The sequence below is a fragment of the Streptomyces uncialis genome (genome assembly GCF_001905345.1).
GTDB lineage: Bacteria > Actinomycetota > Actinomycetes > Streptomycetales > Streptomycetaceae > Streptomyces > Streptomyces uncialis.
In genome coordinates this window covers 81,754-98,730 of the sequence record NZ_LFBV01000002.1, presented here as the reverse complement: position 1 = coordinate 98,730, position 16,977 = coordinate 81,754, and the positions used below count along the sequence as shown (strand labels likewise).

Below are 16,977 nucleotides of genomic sequence, written 5' to 3'. Positions count from 1 at the left end.
TTCCTTACGGGGCGGGGGCGGCGGGCTCGGGCAGGTGGGGCCAGACGAGGGTGGTGGCGGCCCAGGTGAGTCCGGCGCCGAAGGCGGTGAGTACGAGACGGTCGCCGGGTTCGATGCGTCCGTCGGCGGCGTCCTGGGAGAGGAGGAGAGGGATGGAGGCGGCGGAGGTGTTGCCCACCTGCGCGATGTTGGTGGCCATGCGGTGCGGGGTGATGCCGAGTTTGCGGGCGACGGCGGCGAGTATGTGGGCGTTCGCCTGGTGGGCGACGACCCGGTCGACATCGTCGAGTTCCCATCCGGCGGCGGAGATCGCCTGGTGTGTCACCGAGGTCATGCGGGTGACGGCGTGCCGGAACACCTCGGGCCCCGAAACGGTCAGACAGCGTGCTCCGGTGTCGGGGGCAGGAGGCAGGGGCCGGCGTGAGCCGCCCGCGGGGACCGCGATCAGGTCGCTGCCGGTGCCGTCGCTGCCGAGGACGACCGGTCCGATCGTGCCGGGTTCCCCGGGTGTCCCGGCGCGCAGGACCACAGCTCCCGCGCCGTCGGCGAAGATCGCGGAGGTGGCCCGGTCCTGAGGGTCGATCAGTGAGGTCAGTGTCTCCGCGCCGATGACGAGGGCCGTGCGGGCGGTGCCGGCCGCGATCATGCCGCCGACGACCGCGAGTGCGTAGAGGAACCCGCTACAGGCCGCGTTCAGGTCGAAGGCCGCGGTCTGCGGCTGGCCCAGCCGTGCGGCGACCTCGGGGGCGGTGGGCGGGCAGATGCGGTCCGGGGTCGTGGTGGCGACGATCACCGTGTCGACCTCGGTGGTGCCGGCCGATGCCATCGCGAGGCGCCCGGCTTCGACCGCGAGGTCCGAGGTCGCCATGCCGGGCTGGACGACGTGACGGCGGGCGATGCCGGTGCGGCTGTGCAGCCAGGTGGCGGGTGTGCCCAGCCGGTCGCCCAGTTCCTCGTTGGTGAGGACGCGCGGGGGAAGCCAGTGTCCTGCCCCGGCGAGCACGGCGGCGCGGCCTGCCGCGGCCGGGCCGATGACGCTGCCCGGGTCAGCGGAGGGCGCGGGGCGGATGCGGTTCATCGTTGTCCCTCGTGGGGCGGCGGTAGTGCCAGTAGTCGGTGGCCGACGGGTCCCAGCGGCGGCGCAGCGGGTCACGGGCGACCCGCAGCAGCAGACTCAGGGGGGTGAACAGCAGGAAGTAGGCGGGCGGCAGCAGGAGGCTCCACATGCGGGTGATCGTCCCCACCTTCCTTTCAGGGGGTCGTCCGGCCAGGCGTTCCGGGCGTGGTGCCGGGCCGGTCAGTCGAGGGGGATCTCGTCGCGCCAGTCGCCGTCCTCCCGCCAGGCCGGCTGCCGGTCCTTGTGCAGGAGGTAGCCGCCGAGGGCGAGCATGTCGATGCCGGTGCGCATGAAGCAGGTGTAGGCGTCGTGGGGTGTGTGCACGATGGGTTCGCCCCGGACGTTGAAGGAGGTGTTGACCAGTACCGGGCAGCCGGTCCGCCCGCGGAAGGCGGTGAGCAGGTGATGGAAGAGCGGATGGGTGCGCGCGTCGACGGTCTGTACCCGTGCGGTCGAGTCGACGTGGGTGACCGCGGGAATCGTTGAGCGGGGTATCCGCAGGAGCTCCGGTCCGCGGACATCGGTGTCGGCGGCCGTCGGTAGCCGCTTTGCCTGTGCGATCCCGGCGACCAGCAGCATGTAGGGGCTGGTGTGCGGCAGGTCGAAGTAGTCGTGGGCCTCTTCTTCGAGGACGGCCGGTGCGAACGGCCTGAACGATTCGCGGAACTTGATGCGAAGGTTCATGACCGACTGCATGCGCGGATCGCGGGCGTCCCCCAGGATCGAGCGTGCGCCCAGCGCGCGCGGTCCGAATTCCATACGGCCCTGGAACCAGCCCACGATCCGGCCGTCCGCGAGGGCGGCCGCCACCTGTTCCACCAGGGCGTCGCGTCCGGGGCGGGTGTAGGGGATGGAATGCCGGTCGAGGTACGCGCCGATCTCCTCGTCGCTGAACGCCGGCCCGAGGAGGGCCCCGGACATCGTGTCGTGCCGGCTGTCCGGGCGGTCGCGGGGTGCGCCGCGTTCCATGGCGGTGGCGAGGGCCGCGCCGAGCGCGCCGCCCGCGTCGCCCGCGGCGGGCTGGATCCACAGCCCGCCGTCCGAGGCCCCGGCGATCTTCCCGTTGGCGACGCAGTTGAGCGCCACGCCCCCCGCGAGGCAGAGATCCTCCTCGCCCGTGAGGGTCCGGCTCGTGCGGGCGAGGCGGAGCAGTACCTCCTCGGTGACGGCCTGGACGGACGCCGCCAGATCGCATTCCCGCTCGGTGAGCTGCTGTTCCGGCAGCCGGCGCTTCCCGCCGAACAGTTCCTCGAAGCGGCGGCCGGTCATCGTCTGCCCGCGCAGGTAGGTGAAGTACCGCAGATCCAGGCGGAACGAGCCGTCCGGTTTGACGTCGATGAGCCTGTCGCGGATCACGTCCGCCCAGCGGGGTGTGCCGTACGGGGCCAGTCCCATGAGCTTGTACTCACCCGAGTCGACCTTGAAGCCGCAGAAGTACGTGAACGCGGAGTAGAGCAGTCCCAGCGAGTGCGGGAAGCGGATCTCCGCGACCTTCCGCAGACGGGTGTCCCGGCCGTGCCAGATGCTGGTGGTGGCCCATTCGCCGACGCCGTCCGCGCACAGCACCGCCGCGGACCGGTACGGGCCGGGGAAGAACGCGGAGGCCGCGTGGGATTCATGGTGCTCCCGGCGGCCGATGCCGGGGACGGGCCCCGCGTCCAGTTCCGCCAGCTTCCGGCGCACGGTGGCCGCGCCCCGCAGCCGCCAGGTGAGCCAGCCGGGCATCCGTTCCCGGAAGACGGGGTAGCCGCGGGGCGCCGTGGCGGCGAAGGTGGCCATGACGCGCCGGAACTTCAGCAACGGGTCCTCGTAGTAGGCGACCGCCGCGACATCGGCGAGAGAGGCGCCTGCTTCGCGCAGGCAGTAGCGGACGGCGTCGGAGGGGAACGCGGGATCGTGCCGACGCCTGCTGAACCGTTCCTGCTGCGCGGCGGCGACGGGTACGCCGTCGGCGACGAGCGCGGCGGCGCTGTCGTGGTAGAAGGCGGAGACCCCCAGGATCAGTTCGGTCATGCCTCCGCCTCCTCCCAGCCGCGGGCACGGCCGCGCGGCGAACGGCGGGCCCGGTGGCCCGCCCGGCGCGCCCGGAACCCGCCCGGGGGATCGAGGGAGCGGAACCCGGCACGCACCCGCTGCCAGTCGGCCGACTGGGCCTGGGGGCCGCGGGTCTGGAGCGCGGATGCCATGTAGGCGTCCACCGCGTCGGCGGCCCATGCGGCGTGGCCGGTGGCCACGTTGTCGATGGTGTTGTGGATGTCGACGAACCGGGTGCTGAAGCCGTGTTCCTTCAGGGCGGTGTGGGCGCGGCGGTACCCGCCGCCGACTCCGGAGAGCTCCATGGCCAGGTTGAGGCCGAGGACTTCGGGCAGGCAGGTCCGTGGATAGCGGCCGATGCTCAGCCAGTAGACGGGCAGGGCGAACGACTCCTCGCGGAAGCCGGGCCACCGCGCGAACTCCCGGGATGCGGTCGGCGGCAGCGTGACGCCCATCTCGGCGAGCACCTGGCGGTAGATGAGGGGGTGATTGAGGCTGGGCATGCCGTTGCCGAGCTCGTCCCAGTAGGTCTCGAACAGGAAGCGGCCGTGCTCGGACGACGCGAGGGCGTAGTCGGTGAAGCCCTGCAACCAGGCACCGTCGATCAGCGTCAGGGGTGCCAGCTGCACGGTGGCGTCGATCAGCTCCCCGCGGGACGGCAGGGGCGCGCCGTCAGTGGCCCGCTCCCGGTCGTGGCGGTCGTGCTGGTCCAGCAGCCAGGGCCGCAGCCCCTTCCTCGGCCAGGCCGCGGGCAGCAGCGGACGGGGGTCACGGTCGATCCCGTGGCGTGACCGTGCCAGCCAGCCCCGCAGATAGTCGAGGGTGTACCGGCGCAGGGCCGGTGTCCGTGGGCGGCCCTGGAGGAGGAAGTAGGCGGACCGCAGATCCGACGGGCCGCCGGAGTCCGGGGACCGGCGTCCCGGGGTCCGGCGTGACGGGAGGTGGCACGGGGTCTCCTGCGGGACGGGGTAGGAGGCGCGTGGTCGCGCCGGTCCGGCGGGTGGCGCGCCGGGTTCCCTCGGCAGTGAGTCGATCCAGCGGCGTATGACCGTCAGGTCTTCCGGGGAGAACACGCGGAACATCGGCCCGCGCTGGAGCACCAGCCCGTTGACCAGGCGGCTCTCCCGCGACCGGCCCGGCCGCACCAGCGTGCTCGCCGCCAGGACCTCCAGGAATCCGGCCGGGTCGGCGCGGCATTCCTCCAGCCACGCGGACACCGGACGTCCGGCGAGCAGGAACCGGTCGTGATAGACAGCTCCCTCCCTGGCCCGCGCCCGGAGCAGTTCGGCCATCCCGTACGCCGGATCGCGCGCGCACCGCAGGTCGCCGTGCAGGTCGCCGCTCCACCGTCGCAGGGCCTGCCAAGCCCAGACGAAGCCCGTGACGGCACGGCGGTTGTCGTCACCGCGGGGAGACAGACAGGCGCGCACGGTGTTCCAGCGGTGCTCGGAGCGGACCGGGTCCCGGCCGGGACCCGGTCCGCTCCGGCCGCCGGGCGGCAGCAGCGGGGCGGCCGCCACCAGCGGGGGAACCGCGCCGACCGCGGTCAGGCACAGGTCCGCTCCGAGGATCTCGGGCCGGAACTCGTCCGGCAGACGGCTCATGGCGAGCAGCAGCGCGGGGAGATAGAAGTCGCGGTCGGCGATCCTGCCGTCCAGTGCGAGGCGTGCGGCGGGCTCCGCGTACTGGGCGAGGCCGGCCGCACGCAGCGAGGCCACGTAGGTGTCACCCCGGGACGCGCGGGCGCCGCCGACTCCCACGTCCGACGCGTACAGCGCGAGGAGCCGCAGGGCCGCCGTCCCGTCCGCGTTTCCCGCTGCGCTCATCCATTGCAGCCAGGCACCGTCGTGGGCGGCGAACGGGGCGCAGGCCAGCGCGGCCCGCGCGGCCAGGACACCGGCCGTCTCGCCGCTCCCGTCGCACAGGACGCGGTACCGGTCGCGCTCCTCCTCCGCCCAGGTGCCGACGAGGCCCCGCAGGCCGTCCAGGCCGGCGCCGCCGCTGTCCGGCGGGCCGCTGCCGCCGTCCCATCCGGCGGCACCGTCCAGTTCGGCGCGCGTCCGCGCCACCCAGTCGGCTCCCGGGGGCACTCCCTCCGGGTCGGCGGCCCGTCGGTAGAGCGTCCGGCAGGCCGTCCCGTCCGCTGTCGCTGTCTCCGCCGTGGATACGGGCATCCTGTCGTCCTCCTCGCTGTGGTACTGACCGGTCCCGGCTGTGGGCCCGCCGAGTGCCGGCGTCATCAGAACATCGGGTAGATCGAGTTGTCGTTCCCGCGCCGGGCCTTGCGCCGGCGCCATCGCGCTATCACCTTCCGGATGAACCGCACGGGGTGCTCCTTTTCAGGTAAGGGAGAGCTCTTCCGCCAGCAGACGGGCGAAGATGTCGCTGCCCAGGTCGGTGAAGTGGCCGCGGTCGACGAAGAGCCAGTCCTCGGGGGCTGCCGCCCGCGCGATGAGCGGGGCGATCTCCAGGAACCGCACATCCTGTTTCTCGCAGGTCTCACGAAGGGCCTGGGCGTACCGGCGCCCGGCGTCCTGTGTGCCGATCTCGCCGAACATCTCGTCCAGCGGGACACCGAGGTGGGACAGCTTGTCGAGTTCGGTGAACAGGACGGCTTCCTGCCGGGCGGGCTGCCTGCGGATCCAGGGGGCCAGCGGAGTGAGTACGAACGACACGCGCGCACCGGTGGCCGCGGCGAGCCGGCGCCATCCGTCCAGATGCCGTGCGGTGAGACCGGTGGCACGGCTGATCAGCTCGTCGAGATCATGGACGGGATCACTCCGGGACGGCAGGCCGGACGGGCCCGGGGCGGGCCCGGTCCGGCCCCACAGCCGGCGGCCGGGCCTGCGGTGCCGGGCCCGCAGCTGCTCCATGAGCTCGTAGTACTCGTTGCAGTAGAAGAACGCTCCGTGGTCACCCTGGAGTTCGGCCGGCAGCCGGGCGAGGAGCAGGTTGTTCACCCCGGAGAGGATGACGATCTCCTCGACGCCGGGCAGCAGATGCCGGTAGAGCAGCATCATGATCAGTTCCTGGGCGGAGTTGTAGCTCCGGCCGCTGAAGTTGAGCCAGGGAACCGACGACGCGTAGCGGGACCACAGGAGGGACGGGATGGTCGTGGCGTCGCTGGTGGCGCCGATACCGAGGGCCACGGAGCTGCCGACGAACAGATTCACCGGTCCCTGCTCCGCCGCCCCGTCGAGCGCGGCCCGGCGACCGCCGGGCCCGTGGGTGTAACGGAACCCGAACCGGTCGGTGTTCAGGACGTCCGAGCGGTAGTCCGCGTGGTTGAAGTACATCTGGTACGGCAGGTAGCGCGTGTGGCCGCGGTTGTCGAAGTCGTCGTACTGCCTCATCTGGGGTGTCAGGGCGTAGCGCTGGAGTTTCACTGCGCACCGGCCTCCGTCAGGGCGCCGGTGTAGGCGTCTATCAGGTCGTCGACCGTCCGCAGGGGGGAGTCCCCAGCGAGTCCTCCCCTGAAGGGGTCCACGCCGAGCTGGTCCTCCAGATCGATGACCACCCGCGCGAGGACCAGGGAGGTGACGCCCAGCCCGTCCAGGGTGCTCGCTCCGGAAACCTGTGGGGCGTGCTGCCCGTCCTCCTCCAGGATCTCGGCGATGGTCCTGAGGGCGGTGGCCTCTACTTCGCTTCTGCTGCTCACGGGTATCTCCGTTCTCTGCGGGGGTCAGGCCGGGACGGTGTACGGCACGCCGTCCCGGCCGCGGGTGGCGATCAGACGGACGGTTCCGACGTTGAGCTGTGTGATGCGGTGTGCGGTGATCCACTCCTCGCAGGTGCGTCTGACGCGGTCCTGGGCGCCGGGGTCCAGCTCGGTCTCCAGCCTCCGCAGGCCGCTGCCGTGCACGATCGGCCACCATGCCCCGGGGGAGGGCAGCGGCATGGGCGTGTCACGGGTACTCACATGAACGCCTGTCAGCCGTGCCTCGGCGGCCAGTGCGCGCAGGACGTCCGGGTCCTCCGTGCGCACCCACGGCAGGTAGGTGCCCATCCCCGGCTGTTCCGCCCGGCATGCGGCGAAGAAGACGGGCAGGACCGGTTCGAAGAGTCTGCGGCCGATCGTGGTGACCGCGAGCGTTCCGCCGGGGCGCACATAGGACCAGAACGACGCGAGGGAGCGGGCCATGTCCTTGGCGAAGTAGAGACCGAGGGAACAGTTCACGACGTCGAAGGACGCGTCGCCGGGCGGCAGCTCGTCGATGTCGCCATGGCGCACCGTGACCTGGTCCAGTCCCCGTTCCCGGGCGCGGTCCCGGGTGATGGCGCGCATCTCGGGCAGGATGTCTACGGCCTCGACATAACCGTGCGCCCCGACCCGTTCCGCGCTGCGGATCGTCATCGGCCCCGGCCCGCAGCACAGGTCCAGCACCCGCTGGCCGGGCCGCGGCCCGATCAGGTCGGCGGTGTCGTCGGAGACGAAACCCCAGAACTCCTCGGCGGCGGTCGCGTAGTCGAGGGAGGCGTCGCTGTAGGTGGCCTTGGTGTCGAAACTGTCCAGGTCCTTGCTCATCGGGCCTCCCGGCGTGTGGATCGGGCTGATAGGTGCGGGCGCTGTGTCCGTGTCCGGGAGCACGCGCCCGGGAGCTACGCGGCGCCGGCGGACCCCGATGCCCGCGGCGGCCCGGGCCCGGGAGAGCGGGTGCGGTCACAGTCCTGCGGCGTAGACGGCGCTGCGCGGTGTTTCCGCGACGCGCTTCCACGCGGTGAATCCGGCCTGTCCGGCCACGGCCCGCAGGGCTGCCTCGCCGGCGTGGTTGCCGAGGGCGGCGGGTCCGTTCTGTGCCGCCGCGGCAGGCAGGCACAGAGCGGCCGACAGGGCCATGAAGAGCATTCCGGTGGGGTGGGTGTTGGTGGTGGGGTCGGGTTCCGCGTTGGGTTCCACGAGCAGCAGAACGGCGTCCGGCTTGAGGATGCGGCGCGCACCGCGCAGCGCGGCCACGGGGTCACCCATGTCGTGGAGGCAGTTGAAGAAGGTCACGAGGTCGGCCCGGGGCCGTTCGGCGTCCAGGTCGGCCGCGGAGAGGGTATGGAAATGGGTGCGGTCGTCCAGTTCCTGCTCCTCGGCGATGACACGCGCCCGTTCGACGGACTCACGGTGGGGGTCGTAGCCGTGGAAGACGGACCGGGGGTAGGCGCGGGACATGAGAAGGGTGGAGTAGCCCACCCCGCAGCCGATGTCGGCGACGCAGGCACCCGCGGTGAGTCGCTCCGGGAGGCCCTCCACCGCCGGAATCCAGTGCTGGACGATGTTGGCGCGGTAGGCGGGCCTGAAGAAACGGGCGACGGCCCGGAACATCTGCGGCGGGTACTCGCCCCAGTCCACACCACCCCCGGTGCGGAAGCACTCGGCGAGCCGGTCCTCGACACCGTAGAGGCTCTGCAGGGCGGCGAAGATACCGACGGCGGCCGTGGGGGCACCGGAGTCCGCCAGCACCTCCGCGTGGGCCGGGGGCAGCTCGTAGCGCAGCGGCCCGGAACCGTCCGCCACGGTGCGGACATAGCCTGACCCTGCCTGGGTGTGCAGCCACTCGCGGATGTAGAGCTCCTGCGTGCGGGACCGCGCGGCAAGCTCCGCGGGGGTGAGCGGTCCGGCGCCCGCCATGGCGCGGTACAGCCCGAGCCGGTCGCCCAGGGAGACAGCCAGTCCGGTGGCCGCGGTGGCCGCGTCCGCGAACACCGTGTCCATGAACGCTGCCGCGTCCCCGTCGCGAGTCGGCGCCGGTTCCCGGCGGGTCGTGTCCGGCCGGTCCCCGGGGGCAACGGTCGCGACGGGATCACGCGGCGGCGCGGCGGTTGCGGCCGACGCGGCCCCGGGTGCCACGGAACGAGGCTCGGCGAGTTCGGCCAGCGCCTCGGTGAACACGTCCACATCACTGTCGGTGTTGTAGGCGTAGAACGAGGCCCGCGTGGTGGCGGGCAGACCGAACCGGACACAGGCCGGGCGGGCGCACAGATGACCGACCCGGATCGCGATGCCCCGCCGGTCGAGGTGCTCACCGACGGCGTCGGGATCGAGGTCCCGGACGGCGAACGAGACGGCGGGCCCGCGGTCCGCCGCGTCGGCCGGGCCGACGATCCGCACGCCCCTCACCCCGCTCAGCTGGTCCAAGGCCCGTGCGGTGAGCCGCTCGTGGTGGGACGCCAGCCGGGCGCGACCCAGCCCGTCGAGGTAGGAACAGGCCGCGGCCAGGCCGATGGTCTGGGCGATCACCGGTGTGCCTGCCTCGAAGCGGTGCGGGGGTTCGGCGTACTCGGCGCCGGTCATCGACACCGACTCGTTCATGTCCCCGCCGGTGAGGAACGGTGGCAGCTCACCGAGCAGACCGGACCGGCCCCACAGCACGCCGATACCGGTCGGCCCGCACATCTTGTGCCCGGAGAACGCGAGAAAGTCCACGCCGAGACCGCTGACGTCCACCGGCATGTGCGGGACCGACTGGCAGGCATCGAGCACGGTGAGCGCACCGACCTCCCGGGCCCGCCGGACCAGCGCCGGGACGGGGTTGATGGTGCCGTACACGTTGGACTGGTGGGTGAAGGCCAGCACCCGGGTACTGCTGTCGACCGTCTTCTCCAGCCCGTCCAGGTCGAGCCGCCCCTCGGCGGTGATGCTCAGCCACCTCAGCTCGGCTCCCGTATGGCGGCACAGCTGCTGCCATGGCATCAGGTTCGAGTGATGTTCCATCTCGGTGATGACCACGCTGTCACCCGGGCCCAGCGCATGGGAGCGCAGCGCGCGGGGGGCGTGCGAGGCGTTCATCAGGGAGTAGGCGACCAGGTTCAGCGCCTCGGAGGCGTTCTTCGTCACCACGATGTCCTCGGCCCGCCCGCCGACGAAGGCGGCGATCCGGATCCGGGCCGATTCCAGGAGAGCGGTGGCCTCCCGGGCGAGTTCGTGGTGGCTGCGGTGGACGTTGGCGTTGTGCAGCCGGTAGTAGTCCGTCTCCGCGTCGAGGACGCTCTGCGGCTTCTGGGAGGTGGCCGCGCTGTCCAGGTAGACCAGGGGCATACCCCCGTTGACGGTCCGCCGGAGGATGGGGAAGTCGCCGCGCACGGCCGCCGCGTCCAGGACACCTTCCACAGATGCCGCGAGCGGGGCGACCGAGACGGCCCGGTGCGCGGCGCAGCTGCACGACGGATCCGCACTGTTCATGTTCATGGCGCCTTTCAGAACGAACTCTTCCCACCTGTCGCGCGCCCCGGTGACGGGATGCGCCCGGGCCGGGCCCTCGCACCACCGTCGACCCGCACCGGCAGCGTCACAAGTCCACGGATGTCCGGTTCTGTTCAGCTTCTGCAGACGTTAAGAAACCGGGATGCCTGCTGCCCCGAGGACGCCCGCCCCGCGACCGCATGGGGCGGGGCTGTTCGTCTCCCACCCGGCGGACCTGCGGACGGTCACTGCCGCCCGCACGGAACAAGCAGAGGACGGGGCCGCGCCCGGTCCGGCGGGCCGTTCGCATCCCGCGCACGCATGCGCTCCGCTCACCCATATGACCTCGCGTGGCATCCCTTGCCGCCGCCCCGGACGGCCTGCTTTCATTCGGCGCAGGACAGTGCCCCGCGCTTACGCGGACCAGGCACGTCACGGCGTGGACAGACAGCAAGTTCCGTCGGAATCGGGAGACTTGATGGCCACAGGGCGTTCTCCCAACGCGGCACTGCGGTCGCTTCTCACCGAAAGCGGCTGGAGCGGCGCCGACCTCGCACGCGCGGTGAACACGGTGGGCCGGGAGACAGGGCTGGATCTGCGCTACGACAGGCCCTCGGTCGCGCAGTGGCTCGCCGGAGGCGTGCCGCGTGGTACCGGACCGCAACTGGTGGCGGAGGCACTGAGCCGGAGACTGGGCCGGCCCCTGACCGCGGCCCAAGCCGGCTTCACGGGAGCCGGCACCCCCGACCCCGAGGAACGACCCCGCACCGCGGACACGCTGCGGACACTGGCAGGCCAGGGCGACCGCCGGACACTCGTCTACTCCGTCAGCAGCCTGACGGGCATCCCCCGAGCGGCAGGATCGGGCAGGTACCAGGGCCCGAAGGCTCCGCCCCGGGGCAGCCTCCCCATGCCCTCCGCGCACCTGCGGGGACTCCGGGACCTGACAGTCCTGTTCACCCGCACCAGCCACGTCCTGGGAGCACAGACGGTCCGCGCGCCACTGACCGCATTCCTCGCCACGACGCTCTGCCCCTCCTTCCGCATGCGGACCCGGCCCGCCCTCTACCAGGAGCTCCTCGCATCCGCGGCGTCACTCACCAGCCTGTGCGGCACGGTCCACGTCGACGACGAACTCCACGGAACAGCCATGGAGTTCTACCGTCTGAGTGCGGCCTTCGCGGACGAGGCCGGCGACCGGCACAGCCTCGCCTCCGTGCTGCGCACCCTGAGCATGCAGGCGGGCCGTCTCGGCCACCACACCGCCGCCCTGGACCTGGCCCTCGCCGCGGTGGAACAGGGCCACGGCACCTCAGCCGACACCCCCCTTCTCCACGGACAGCTCGCGGCCGCGTTCGCCGCCCTCCACGACAGCGTCGCGGCCCGCACAAGCCTGCGGACAGCCCAGGAACTTGCCTCAGCGGCAGCCGGGACCACCGCACCCCACGCACATACCCGCGTTCTCCTCGCCCAGCTCGCCTTCCACCGCGCCACCGTCGCCTGGCACCTGGACGACCGGACACGTGCGATCGCAGCCCTGGGCGAATGCGCCCGGCTCTGCCCGCCCGAGATGACCGCACCGCGCGCCAACGCCCTCGCCCGGGCAGCCGAACTACAGGCCCAGGAAGGCCACCTGGACCGTGCGTGCGACACCTGGTCGCGCTTCCTCAAACAGAGCACCCTCACCCGGTCACGGAGCATCGACAGAGCCGTCACCACCATGCGCACCACACTGGCCCCCCACCGCGACAGGACCTCCGTCCAGTCGCTCCTGCGGCAGGCCACCCTGCGCACAACAGGACAGCCGCCGGGCTGTGCGAGCTGAGCCAGGCTCCGAAAGGGGGCTGGAGCTTCATCTGCCAGGAGCGGCGGCGACCTCTCCGCCGCTCCTGGCAGAACCACTCCCTGAACGGACCTCGCAAGCCGGGTCCGAGCACCGCGTCCTTGCTCTCCCGCTCTGGATGTTCCCGCTGTCCTGCTCCGGCAGCCCCCCCGTTGTCCTTTTCGCGGTCCTGCAATGGGGCCGCCGGCCTCCGGGCCCGGTATGACTGTGTCCCTAAGAATGTGAGGCGGTCCGGGCTATCCGCCGGCCACGCGCTCCGCACCGCTCAGCCGGGACACCAGCTCCCGTTTGAGCACCTTGCCGCTGGGGCCGAGCGGGAAGGCGTCCACGAACTCCACCAGCCGCGGATACTTGTAGGGGGCCATCCGCTCCCTGCTCCAGGCCACGATCCTGGCGCCGAGTGCCGGGCACGGCGTCGCGCCGGGATGTGTCATCACCACCGCGCACACCTCCTCGCCGTGGACGGCGTGCGGCAGTCCGATGACGGCCACCTGGGCGATCGCCGGATGGCGGGCCAGGACGTCCTCCACCTCGCGGGGGTAGACGTTGTACCCGGCGCGCAGCACCATGTCCTTCTTGCGGTCGACGACGGACAGATAGCCCTCGTCGTCCTTGACGCCGAGATCGCCCGAGCGGAACCAGCCGTCCACGATCGCTTCGGCGGTGGCCTCCGGCCGGTTCAGGTACCCGGCCATCACATTGTGTCCCCGGATGACGATCTCGCCCAGCTCACCGGTGGACAGCAGCTCCACCCGGTCCTCCACGTCCGCCCGGGCGATCTCGACCTCGACGCCCCAGATCGGCCGGCCTACCGTGCCCGGCTTCAGCGGCCACGCCTTCTGGTTGTACGCCACCACCGGGGATGTCTCTGTCAGCCCGTACCCTTCGAGGACCGGGCAGCCGAAGGTCTCCCGGAACGCGTCCAGGAGTGCCACCGGCAGCGCGGAGCCCCCGGAGAACGCCCGGTCGAGCGCGGGCCGTCGTGGATCGGCCCGGGCCGCGTCGAGGAGTGCCACGTACATCGTCGGGACCCCCATGAACAGGGTGCAGTTCTCCCGGACCATGAGATCCAGCGCCCGCGGTCCGTCGAACCTGGGCATCAGTACCAGGGTCGCGCCCGCCCGGAAGCAGGTGTTCATTCCGCAGATCTGGCCGAAGGTGTGGAACAGCGGCAGACAGCCGAGCAGTATGTCGTCCGCCGTGAAGTCGAATGGCGACAGCATGGTGGTGTCGACGTTCATCACCACATTGAGATGGGTGAGCAACGCGCCCTTGGGCCGGCCGGTGGTGCCGGAGGTGTAGAGGATCACCGCGATATCACCGGGATCACGTGGCACTTGACGCTCGATCGGTGTGCTCCGCGCCGCGAGCGCGTCCAGCCGCGGCGCACGGGTGTCCCTCTCCTCCATGACGGTGAGCACGGGTGTGCCGACGGCGTCCGCCGCCTTGCCGCCCTCGGCCAGCAGCGGGGCGGCGCAGATCAGCGCCGCGGCCCCCGAGTCCTTGAGGACATACGCGATCTCGTCCGCCCGGAGCAGGGCGTGGACGGGGACCGCGACCGCACCGAGCGCGAGCACACCGAAGTAGGCCAGTGGGAAGTGCGGTGTACTGGGCAGCAGCAGCGCCACCTTGTCGCCGGGGCCGATGCCCCGCTCGCGCAGCGCCGCCGCGTATCTGCGTGCCCCGTCCCACAGTTCACGGTAGGTGACCTTCCGGGAGTCGAACACGACCGCCGGGTGCTCCGGTCGCCGCAGCGCGGACTCGGCGAGTATGGCCGCCACGGAGAGGGTCATACGGGTCTCACACGCTCGCTTCCGCGGCCAGCCGTGCCTTGTCCGGTTTCCCGGCACCGGTGAGGGGCAGGGCGGTACGGATGCCGATCTTCGCCGGGACGTGCTTCGGTGAGATGACCGCCCCGACATGGTCCGCCAACTCGGCGGCGGTGACCGCTCCCGGCTCGCGCAGCACCACGGCGGCGTGCATGTGCTCGATCCGGTCCTTGTCCCGCACGCAGAAGACGCCGGCCTGCACGACATCGGGATGGGCCAGGAAGGCGTTCTCGACCGTCACCGGATGGATCTTGATGCCATTGGTCTTGATCACCTCACCGATCCGTCCGCGGAGGTGCAGATAACCGTCACCGTCGACGAAGCCGAGGTCACCGGTGTGCACCCAGCCGTCCCGTACGGTCCGGGCGGTGAGTTCGGGCTCCCCCACGTACTCGCTCATCGTGAACGCTGACCGCACGCAGACCTCACCGGTCTCACCGGTCGGCAGAACGCGGGAGTCGTCCCGGTCGCGTATCCGGACCCAGCCGGGCATCGGCCGGCCGACCGTGGTCCGCAGCCGGGCATCGAGATGCTCGGCCGGTGACAGCATGCTGACGAAACCGGCCTCGCTGGTGGCGTACACCTGGATGAGCACGTCACCGAAGAGCTTGACCGCCTCGGCCAGCCGCTCCGGGGACGCGGGGGAACCCACATAGGTGACCATCTGGAGGCTGGACAGGTCGGCCGAGCCCGCCTCCGAGTGGTCCATGAGCATGTACAACTGGGGCGGTGAGAGCAGCATCCGGGTGATGCCGTGCCGCTCCACGGAGCGCAGTACGTCACCCGGCTCGAACCCGTCCCGCAGGACCACCGAGCCACCGGACGCGAGCGAGTCGTCGGTCGTGGCGCCGCTGGAGTGGCTCAGCGGGAGGGTGGCCAGATAGACCGAGCGCCAGCCCATCTGGAGTCCGGCGGAGATGAAGCCGTTGCGGGTCCGGAAGTCGACGGCGATGCCCTTCGGCTCACCGGTCGTCCCGCTGGTGTAGGTCACCACCGCGGTCCGGTCGAGCCCGATCTCGATGGCGGCCGGATCGAACGCGTCCGGGTTCCCGGCCGTCAGGTCCAGGACATCGGGGCCGAGATCGCCGAGACCGACGAGGACGAGGGGAGTTCGCGACCGCTCGCTCAGCTCACGAGCGGCCGTGACGTTCTCCGCGTCGACTGCCAGGTGTGTCGCACCGGTCTCCTGGAGGATCTTGAGCTTGGCGTCGGCGGCCAAGTGGTCCGCCGGATCGACCGCGTTGGTGGTGTGCAGATGGACGACCGTGGCCCCGATCAGATTGGCCGCGTACCGCAGCACCAGGGTCGGGGCGGTGTTCGTGACGGTGAGGACCGCTACCACGGCGTCGGTGGCCTTCCCGTCCCCGCCGGTGTGCCGGTGCAGGGCCTGCGCGGCGGACCGGACCATGGCGGTCAGCTCCGCCGCGGTCAGGGTCCGGTCCTGCCATGACAGGACCACCTTTTCCGGCTCCGCGGAGATTACCTCAAGGATCTGGCTGACATACGTTTCGTTCGACGGCATACGGAACTCCAGTGGTGCCGTGTCGAGGAATTTCCGGGGAGCCTACAACACGAAAGGCGGATGTGCCAGGAGTGTGAATTGCAGAAACGGTTGCGTGAGGAGTTCGGAATTGTCGCAGGCCGCGCCATCGAAGTGATATGCCGCTCTGGGACAATCCCACCTACCAGTCCGAGCCCGCATCGACGCAGTTCACAGAGAAATGAGTTGACGTCATGGACCATTACCTGGAGCTCTTCTCGCGGCATATGCAGGAAGGTGGGTCCGCGGAGGGGAAACGGGAGTTCCTTGAGATCGGACGGCTCGCCGGACAGTTTCCGGCGGCGCGGAGCCGGCGCGACGGGATCGACGCCGAGATCAGTGTGTGGTGCAGCAACGACTACCTGGGAATGGGCCAGCACCCGCTCGTCCTGGCGGCTACCCGGGAAGCCCTCGACGAGTACGGCGCGGGCGCGGGCGGCTCCCGGAACATCGGGGGGACCAACCACTACCATGTGCTGCTGGAGAAGGAACTGGCGGATCTGCACGGCAAGGCGGACGCACTCCTCTTCACCTCCGGGTACACCGCCAATGACGGATCCCTCTCGGTGCTCGCCGGCCGGCTGGGGAACTGCGTCGTCTTCTCCGACGAGATGAACCACGCCTCGATCATCGACGGACTCCGGCACAGCGGCGCGGAGAAGCGTATCTTCCGCCACAATGACACGGTGCATCTGGAGGAGTTGATATCGGCCACCGATCCCGACCGTCCGAAGATGATCGTCACGGAGTCGGTCTACTCGATGGCCGGTGATGTCGCCCCGCTCGCCGAGATCTCCAGGATCGCCCGGAAGCACGGCGCGATGACCTTCCTCGACGAGGTGCACGCTGTCGGAATGTACGGACCCGAGGGAGCCGGTATCGCCGCGGGCCTGGGAATTGCGGACGAGTTCACCGTGATCATGGGAACCCTGGCCAAGGGATTCGGCACCACCGGCGGCTACGTAGCGGGTCCCGCCGAACTGATCGACGCCGTACGCGGCTTCTCCCGCTCCTTCATCTTCACCACGGCCCTGCCCCCGGCGGTCGTCGCGGGCGCGCTCGCCGCCGTCCGGCACCTGCGCGCCTCGGACGCGGAACGTCACCGGCTCCGGGAGAACGCGCGACTGACGCACCGACTGCTCAGGGAACACGGGATTCCCTTCGTCTCCGACGAATCCCATATCGTCTCGGTCTTCGTCGGGGACGACGAACTCGCCAAACGGATCTCCGGCCTGCTCCTGGAACGCCACGGCGTCTATGTGCAGGCGATCAACGCGCCGAGCGTACGCCCCGGCCAGGAGATCCTCAGGAGCGCTCCCGGCGCCGTGCACGAGCCGTCCGAGATAAGGAAGTTCGTCGCGGCACTGGACGAGATCTGGCAGGAACTGGGGCTGACACGCGCCCCGGACCCGCGACGTCCCGCCACGACGGACGGCTGACCCGCAC

Annotated in this window: 12 protein-coding genes; 2 read left to right on the top strand and 10 right to left on the bottom strand. The window is 71.0% G+C overall.

What is annotated here, in order from left to right:
- Nucleotides 1–4: 4 nt before the first annotated feature.
- The 8 genes from AB852_RS08820 to AB852_RS41480 all read right to left on the bottom strand — a co-directional run bounded on the left by AB852_RS08820 (nt 5) and on the right by AB852_RS41480 (nt 10,319).
- Nucleotides 5–1,078, bottom strand: a complete 1,074-nt coding sequence (locus AB852_RS08820; protein WP_079184436.1) for a beta-ketoacyl-ACP synthase III — start codon at nt 1,076–1,078, stop codon at nt 5–7.
- Nucleotides 1,047–1,226, bottom strand: a complete 180-nt coding sequence (locus AB852_RS08815) for a hypothetical protein (RefSeq protein WP_073785810.1) — start codon at nt 1,224–1,226, stop codon at nt 1,047–1,049. The genes AB852_RS08820 and AB852_RS08815 overlap by 32 nt, the downstream gene beginning before the upstream one ends.
- Nucleotides 1,227–1,297: 71 nt before the next feature.
- Entirely contained in the window at nt 1,298–3,130 is a 1,833-nt protein-coding gene (locus AB852_RS08810) for a carbamoyltransferase family protein (RefSeq protein ID WP_073785808.1), read from the bottom strand.
- A complete protein-coding gene (locus AB852_RS08805) occupies nt 3,127–5,325 on the bottom strand; it encodes an iron-containing redox enzyme family protein (RefSeq protein WP_073787553.1) in 2,199 nt (732 codons plus the stop codon). Before AB852_RS08805 ends, AB852_RS08810 begins: the two co-directional genes overlap by 4 nt.
- A gap of 165 nt (nt 5,326–5,490) precedes the next feature.
- Nucleotides 5,491–6,537, bottom strand: coding sequence for an SGNH/GDSL hydrolase family protein (locus AB852_RS08800; protein WP_079184435.1), 1,047 nt, complete (start codon nt 6,535–6,537; stop codon nt 5,491–5,493).
- Complete coding sequence (locus AB852_RS08795) at nt 6,534–6,809, bottom strand: hypothetical protein (protein ID WP_073785793.1); 276 nt, start codon at nt 6,807–6,809, stop codon at nt 6,534–6,536. Before AB852_RS08795 ends, AB852_RS08800 begins: the two co-directional genes overlap by 4 nt.
- Nucleotides 6,810–6,833: 24 nt before the next feature.
- Nucleotides 6,834–7,676: a class I SAM-dependent methyltransferase gene (locus AB852_RS08790; protein ID WP_073785791.1), complete on the bottom strand. Its 843-nt coding sequence runs from the start codon at nt 7,674–7,676 to the stop codon at nt 6,834–6,836.
- 135 nt (nt 7,677–7,811) lie between these two features.
- The gene (locus tag AB852_RS41480; RefSeq protein ID WP_079184580.1) at nt 7,812–10,319 is read right to left on the bottom strand and encodes a SufS family cysteine desulfurase; all 2,508 of its coding nucleotides are present in this window, start codon (nt 10,317–10,319) and stop codon (nt 7,812–7,814) included.
- 478 nt (nt 10,320–10,797) lie between these two features.
- On the opposite strand from AB852_RS41480, the gene AB852_RS08780 reads away from it, so the two are divergent.
- The gene (locus AB852_RS08780; RefSeq protein ID WP_073785789.1) at nt 10,798–12,144 is read left to right on the top strand and encodes an NsdA family TPR-like regulatory protein; all 1,347 of its coding nucleotides are present in this window, start codon (nt 10,798–10,800) and stop codon (nt 12,142–12,144) included.
- Between the two features lie 254 nt (nt 12,145–12,398).
- Here AB852_RS08780 and AB852_RS08775 read toward each other — a convergent pair whose 3' ends face one another.
- Both AB852_RS08775 and AB852_RS08770 read right to left on the bottom strand, forming a co-directional pair.
- The gene (locus AB852_RS08775; protein WP_073785787.1) at nt 12,399–13,955 is read right to left on the bottom strand and encodes a long-chain-fatty-acid--CoA ligase; all 1,557 of its coding nucleotides are present in this window, start codon (nt 13,953–13,955) and stop codon (nt 12,399–12,401) included.
- 7 nt (nt 13,956–13,962) lie between these two features.
- Nucleotides 13,963–15,513: a class I adenylate-forming enzyme family protein gene (locus tag AB852_RS08770; RefSeq protein WP_073785785.1), complete on the bottom strand. Its 1,551-nt coding sequence runs from the start codon at nt 15,511–15,513 to the stop codon at nt 13,963–13,965.
- A gap of 212 nt (nt 15,514–15,725) precedes the next feature.
- On the opposite strand from AB852_RS08770, the gene hemA reads away from it, so the two are divergent.
- Entirely contained in the window at nt 15,726–16,970 is a 1,245-nt protein-coding gene (gene hemA / locus AB852_RS08765) for a 5-aminolevulinate synthase (protein ID WP_073785783.1), read from the top strand.
- Nucleotides 16,971–16,977 lie beyond the last annotated feature (7 nt).